General features: G+C 67.8%; 7 protein-coding genes. 3 read left to right on the top strand and 4 right to left on the bottom strand.

From position 1 onward, the window contains the following. Positions 1-100 precede the first annotated feature (100 nt). On the top strand, positions 101-931 hold the full coding sequence (locus ACZ68L_RS46480) for an IS630 family transposase (RefSeq protein ID WP_469590920.1): 831 nt from the start codon (positions 101-103) through the stop codon (positions 929-931). Here the strand turns inward: ACZ68L_RS46480 and ACZ68L_RS46475 are convergent. Next, on the bottom strand, positions 916-1,851 hold the full coding sequence (locus tag ACZ68L_RS46475; RefSeq protein ID WP_469590918.1) for a phosphotransferase: 936 nt from the start codon (positions 1,849-1,851) through the stop codon (positions 916-918). The genes ACZ68L_RS46480 and ACZ68L_RS46475 overlap by 16 nt on opposite strands. 388 nt (positions 1,852-2,239) lie before the next feature. Here ACZ68L_RS46475 and ACZ68L_RS46470 point away from each other — a divergent pair, with 388 nt between their 5' ends. Both ACZ68L_RS46470 and ACZ68L_RS46465 read left to right on the top strand, forming a co-directional pair. Continuing rightward, complete coding sequence (locus ACZ68L_RS46470; protein ID WP_469590922.1) at positions 2,240-2,872, top strand: TetR/AcrR family transcriptional regulator; 633 nt, start codon at positions 2,240-2,242, stop codon at positions 2,870-2,872. Between the two features lie 20 nt (positions 2,873-2,892). Further along, positions 2,893-3,330 carry a hypothetical protein gene (locus ACZ68L_RS46465; protein WP_469590916.1) on the top strand — a complete coding sequence of 146 codons (438 nt, stop codon included), beginning with the start codon at positions 2,893-2,895 and terminating at the stop codon, positions 3,328-3,330. Positions 3,331-3,420: 90 nt separating this feature from the next. On the opposite strand, the gene ACZ68L_RS46460 is transcribed toward ACZ68L_RS46465, so the two are convergent. The 3 genes from ACZ68L_RS46460 to ACZ68L_RS46450 all read right to left on the bottom strand — a co-directional run bounded on the left by ACZ68L_RS46460 (position 3,421) and on the right by ACZ68L_RS46450 (position 5,640). Next, complete coding sequence (locus ACZ68L_RS46460; protein ID WP_469590914.1) at positions 3,421-3,990, bottom strand: SUKH-4 family immunity protein; 570 nt, start codon at positions 3,988-3,990, stop codon at positions 3,421-3,423. Positions 3,991-4,071: 81 nt separating this feature from the next. Continuing rightward, positions 4,072-5,532: a hypothetical protein gene (locus ACZ68L_RS46455; RefSeq protein WP_469590912.1), complete on the bottom strand. Its 1,461-nt coding sequence runs from the start codon at positions 5,530-5,532 to the stop codon at positions 4,072-4,074. Positions 5,533-5,535: 3 nt separating this feature from the next. Then, the gene (locus ACZ68L_RS46450) at positions 5,536-5,640 is read right to left on the bottom strand and encodes a helix-turn-helix domain-containing protein (RefSeq protein WP_469590910.1); all 105 of its coding nucleotides are present in this window, start codon (positions 5,638-5,640) and stop codon (positions 5,536-5,538) included. Between the last annotated feature and the right edge of the window lie 319 nt (positions 5,641-5,959).

Genomic DNA, 5,959 nt, shown 5'->3' with positions numbered 1-5,959 from the left:
CAAATGCAATTTCTTCCGGAGTCACACTCCATCAACGACACACTGAACCCACAGGACACGCACCACCAACACCGACCTGACCAAGCCCTACTAGTGTCTCGTGATCCTGTTTGTGGAACCTGGGGTGTCTGTGATCGTTGAGTCTTGTATGGATCTCTCGTCTGAACAGATGGCTGAGCTACGGGTGTTGGCGGGTTCCCGGGATCTGCCGGCTGTCGTGGCGCTTCGCGCGCGGATCGTGTTGTGGTCGGCCGAAGGGCGACGCCGAAAGGACATCGCCGCGCTCGCCGGTGTGGCGCCGCTGACGGTGGACCGCTGCAAGTCCCGCTATACCGAGCAGGGTATTGCCGGGCTGGAGGACAAACGCCGGGGCGGGCCGCGAACCCAGGTCCCGCCCCGGACGCGGGCCCGGGTGATCGCCTTGACGAGGATGTCCCCGCCAGCGGATTCCGGGCTCTCGCACTGGTCGACGCGAACGCTGGCCGGCTACTTGAAGCGGCGCGAGGGCGTTTCGGTGTCCTGGCACTACGTTGCCCGCGTCTGGCGTGAGGAGAACCTGAAACCGCATCGTTCGGGCACCTTCAAGATCTCGAAGGACCCGACGTTCGCGGAGAAGGTCGCCGATGTCATCGGCCTGTACCTGGCCCCGCCCGGTGGCGCCGTGGTGCTGTCGGTCGACGAGAAGACGCAGGTGCAGGCCCTGGAACGAACCCAGCCAGTGCTGCCGGTGGCCTTCGCGGCCACTCTCGCCCGGGCCTTGACCGCGCACGGCCGGCCTCCCACCCCGCTGGAGGCGTGGGAGGCACTGTGGGCGGCGCCGGACGGACGCACGGGGAAGGACTTCTTCGGATACCTCGTCGCCCCGCACCTGCTGTCCGTCCTGGCGCAGGGCTTGGCCTTGGAGGCTCCCGATCTTCAGCCGAGCCGGTAGTCGATCCACTGGCGGCCCGCCTCCGCAGCGCGGCCCCGGTAGGCGCCCAGTGCGCCGCCGGGGCCGTGTGCGTGGTGCCAGGTCCAGTAGCCGGTGATGGCCACCGCGAACGCGCTCGCTGCGTCGGGATCCACCGCACGCCAGGCCGGCACCCGGGCGGCGAGCGCAGCCTCCGCTCCGGCCGGACTGTGACCGGCGACGATCAGCTGCGGGACGAAGAACGCCGCATCCACCCACGCGGCGCCCCGCGCTCCCCAGGACCAGTCCAGAATCCGGGTCCGCCCCGTGCCGGTCTCGGTCAGCATGTTGTCCGCGCGCAGATCACAGTGGAGCAGTGTGTCCCCGGCAGACAGCTTCACCAGCCGCTCGGGGTCGTCCAAGCCCTCCAGCCGGCCACGCCGTGAAGCGGTCCACGAGTCCTGCCCGGCAGACCCGGCCGGAGCAGCCGCGAGCCGGGCCCAGTGACCGGCCAGCGTCGACAGGGTCTCCCCGACAGGGCCGGCTTCCGGAGCCGGACACGGCGTCAGCTCCCGCTCCAGCACGCCCACCGCATCCAGCACGCCGTTCAGATCCGCCGACCCGGGCCGGAGGTCCGGTTCCCGGCCTCGGACCGGCTCGAAGGCGTTGACGATCCAGTCGCAGACCTCCTGCGACCAAAGGAGCTGGGGCGCGACCGCGGCCGGCAGGTGCTTCCCGACCGCTGCCTCGGCCCGGTAGTGCGAGGCCATCCTCGCGGCGAGCGGCGAGGCCTTGAGGAACACCTCACCGCCGGCGCAGCCCACCCGCGCGGCAAGTCCCTGGGTGAAGCCACCCTCCGGGTAGACGACGTCCACCACCAGTGATTCGAGCCGTGCCTGCACCGCGTCCTGCACTTCGCGCGGCAGGTCCTCCCACCGCGCCCGCACCGACTCTGCATTCACAAAGATCCCCTTGACTCAGACGGCAGGCCCACGAGCCTTTCCGCGCAACGATTGGTGACGTTGGGTAGTTGGTCTGTAGTCGATCGCTTGGGTGGGTGGTGAGGGCACGCCGAAGCGGTTGCGGTATAACGCAAAGACCTGGGACCCGGTATAAAACCGGCCACGCGTCTAGCCGTGGACGCGGTTCGCGACCAGGGAGCCGGCCACGCACAGCATGCCGTCACGTTGCCATGCTGCCATCATCGCTCTACCGGGTACGCGGCCCCGGCCAACCCCCTTTCTGCCCGCCCGCCAGCCAACACGGGCAGTATCGCTACCTGGGTTGCGCAATTGGTCGCCCTCACCCTAGCCTTATTTCCGCTACCCAGGTATCGGAAAGGTGGTGGCCATGCCCGAACGTGGCCCCTCTCGGGGTCGTCCCCGAGACATCGACGTTGACCGGCGGATCCTGATCGCCGCCCGGGATCTGTTGCTGGTCAATGGTTACGCCGCACTGTCCATCGACGAGGTCGCCGACCGGGCCGGCGTCGCCAAGACCACCCTCTACCGGCGTTGGCCGACCAAGGACCATCTGATCGTGGCCGTTGTTGCGCTGATGCAGGATGACGTGCCGATCCTGGATACCGGTGACATCCGGGCCGATCTGACCGACTACCTGCATCAAGTGGCCGACGGCCTGAACACCATGCGCCGGGCCGGCTTGCCCGAAGGCGCGGACGACCGCTCGGCCGGCGTCGTCGCGGAAATCGCGGCGGCGGCGGCCCGGCACGCCGACCTCGGCACGCTGATTCGGGCCGTGTTCGCCCGCCGTAACGCGATGGCCATCGGACTGCTGGCCTCCGCAGTCCGACGCGGCGCACTGCGCACAGACCTCGATGTCGCCGTCCTGTTCGATCAGCTGGTCGGCCCGCTGTACTACCGGATCCTGGTTACCGGCGAGCCGGTCGACCATCCCTACCTGGACCTGATCATCGACGGCGCCCTTCTCGGTGCCCGACCATCCCACGCCCACCCGGCCTGAGCACCACCCTGGAGGAAGCCATGTCCACGCCCGTCGCTTCCGTACAGCAATCCACCGTCCACTCCTCGATTCCGCCCGGGCGACTACGCCTTGCCCGCATCCTGCTGATCATCGCCACGGTCAGTGTGGTTGGCGCCGCGGTGACCCAGATCCAGGTCGTGTTCGATGCGGGCGGTGCGACCAAGGTGGTGGAGACCTGGCGGCTGTACGGGTTCGTGGTCTTCGCCGGCCTGTTCGCGCTCCTGACCGTCAGACCCCTGGGCAACCTCGCGGTGTGGCTCCTGGCCATCATGAACAAGCTGGCGTTGACCGTGACCGGCCTCGCCTACCAGGCCCATGGCGGGATCGCGGACACCGGCGCGATCATCACCTGGGACGGCGGCCTGACCGTACTGCTGCTGGCCGCGTTCGCGGTCAGCCGGCTCGGGGCCAGGCCCTCACGGCCTCGGGACTGGTGAGCTCGCATGTTGAGGTGTCGCGTATTGCTCAGCTGCTGCTGCTCGGTATCGCTGTGAGTGACGAGGACAGGCGCACCGATGGTGATCTGTCTAGTAAAGCCAGCGGTCGAGGAGCTCAGGCCAGATGAATCCGATGTAGCCGTCGAAGGCAGCTGGGTCGATCTTCTTCAGCTCCTCGGCAAGGCGGGCAAGCTCGGCAAGAGCCTTCTCTTCGTCCTCTTCGGACAAGTACTCCTCCTCGGGCCCGTCCGGCTCGCTGAGGAGATCTGATTTGGTGACGTGTCGGCCGTAGTGGTGCAGTGTGCGTAGCCACAGTTCGATGGACGAGTTGGCGAACCATGCATCCCCAGGAGGCATGACGTAGTAGACGGCCCCGGTTTCTGGAGCGACGCCGAATGACGACGGCTGTTCGGTCGGCATGCCGCCGCCGTAGTCGAAGGTGAGGCGGTAGAGATTGCTGCCAGAGGCGGTGTCGAGGACCGGATCTGTCTCGCTCTGAAATACGACATGTTCGATCAAACGCGCGACGGCAGGAACGCCGACCTCGACCAGGAGCACCTTCATGTCTTCGGGTATCTGCCAGCGGGAGACGACCTTGGGATCTGCTCTGGTGACATGCTCCGTCCCGGCCCATGCGACAAGCTGGTCAAAGGTCACCATCGAGAGTTCTCCTCCTCAGCCAGTCTGTGACGGACCTTATCGGGCCAGGTGATAGCTGGGTTGGCGCTGCGTAGGGGCCCCTCAGTGGTCGCCCGGGGCGTATCGGCTCCAGGTGCCGCCGGCTTCGGTGACCAGGCGGGTGGTGGTCTTGTCGTGATAGCCGAGTGCCTTCGCGATGACGGGGGCCGGGGCCTGGAGGACGAGCTGTCGGATCGCGGAGGTCCTGCCGCGCTGCGGAGGGACGCCGATCTCATGCAGATGGACTTGGAGGCTGACCGGATTCATCGGCTGTCCGGGCTGGCGACCGAGGAAGAGCCACTGTGAGCTCCTGCTGCTGGCGTAGGGCAGGTGCTGGCGGGACTGGATGTAGGCCCGCATCAGGTCGGCGACGGGCTCCGGCAGCGGAGACGGTGGGTCTCCCAGCTGGACGGTGACGGTGGTCTCGTCGTCGGTGACGTCGTCGATGGTTAGGCGGACAATGCGGCTGACGGGTTGCGCATAGAGGAGAACGAGCGCGGCGGCGACCCTGGCCCGCAGGGGCAAGGAGTCGTCATTGAGGACCCGGCGCAGCATCGCGAGCCGACGGTGCTGGTGCAGCGGTTCCGAGTCCTGGGTGATGACCGCGGGCGGCAGCGTGAGGCGGGGCATCCGACCGGTCTTCATGCACCACCGCAGGAATGACTGGGACGGACGGCGGGTGGCCAGGCTCTCGGTGTGCCAGGCGTCGATGTCGGCCTGCTGGCACTGCCCGATGGCACGTCCTCGGTCGGCGAGCCATGCGAGGAAGGCGCCGGCCTGGGTGACTTCCTGCTTGGTGTGGTTGGTCTGGGAGCGTCCCAGCGGTGCCTTCTCCGCTTTGGCCCGCAGGCGCCGCATCTGGTGCCAGGTGGCGAAGTGCCGGAGAAGCTGACGGTGTTCGGGTTCCTCAATGCTGGCGAGCCGTTCGGTCAGCCACCGCTGGTAGAGCAGGAGTTGCCGGTCGACGCGCGGGAGGACACCGCTGTCCATCAGCAGGTCACGCAGGTGAGTGACGGTTCGCCAGGGAGTTTCCTGGTTCAGCCCGTCGTGGGTGAGCGGGATGCTGCCGGTGGCCAGACCCTGAAGGAGACGGGCGACGTTGGTATTGCGGAGCCAGATAAGTCGGCTCTTGGGACGGTCCATCTCCAGCAGGGTCGTGACCAGCGGCAGGAACTCCGGGGCGACACGGCCAGTGCCGTCGTCGAGGAAGTGGGCGAGCGTGTCGGCGAGGGTGCAATGTTCGCAGAGACGCCCGCCAAGTAGGAGCCCCTCGAAGCCGCAGCGATTGCAGAAGAAGTCGCGGACGATGCCCGCGCAGTCCCGGCAGATCGGTGTGCCATCGGTGTCCCGTCCGGGCAGCAGCCGGTCTGTGTCGCAACAGGGGCAGCGGCCGCGGACTCGCATCGCGCGCTCGTAGCAGGTCCGGCAGATCGGGCCGTCCGACCACTCGGCCGACTTCGAGGCTCGACGGCCGCAGCGTGCACAGTCGCGGATCATCCACCGCTCGTACTCATCTGGCGTCACCCCTCACCCCTCGGGCGTCAGCCGGACCCGTGTGGGGCGTCGGGCGGCCAGGTCGGCCGGATTGCAGTCGAGGATGTCGCAGAGGGTGGCCAGCACCAGCAGGGACAAGGCGTTCCGGGGTGCCGGAGACCAGGCGGTGGACCTGGGAGGAGGACAGCGTGATGCCGCGTTCGGTCAGGTGCGGCATCAGTTCGGCGACGGTGAACATGCCGCGGGCGGCCATGAGTTCGCGCAGGCGCCACCGGTAGCTGATCTGGCGTGGCATCAGGAGGTCCTTCCCGGCCGCTACAGCTTCACCGCCTCGACCCCGGCCGCAGGGGCCTTGCGGCCCTTGCGCGATCCGGAGGCACCCGAACCCGACGACGACGAGGACGGCACCGACTGACGGAGCCAGGAGCCGACCATGGCGGCGAACACCTTCCTGGGG

It is taken from the genome of Streptomyces sp. NPDC104309, from assembly GCF_055584025.1.
This window is presented reverse-complemented; position numbering and strand designations above follow the sequence as displayed.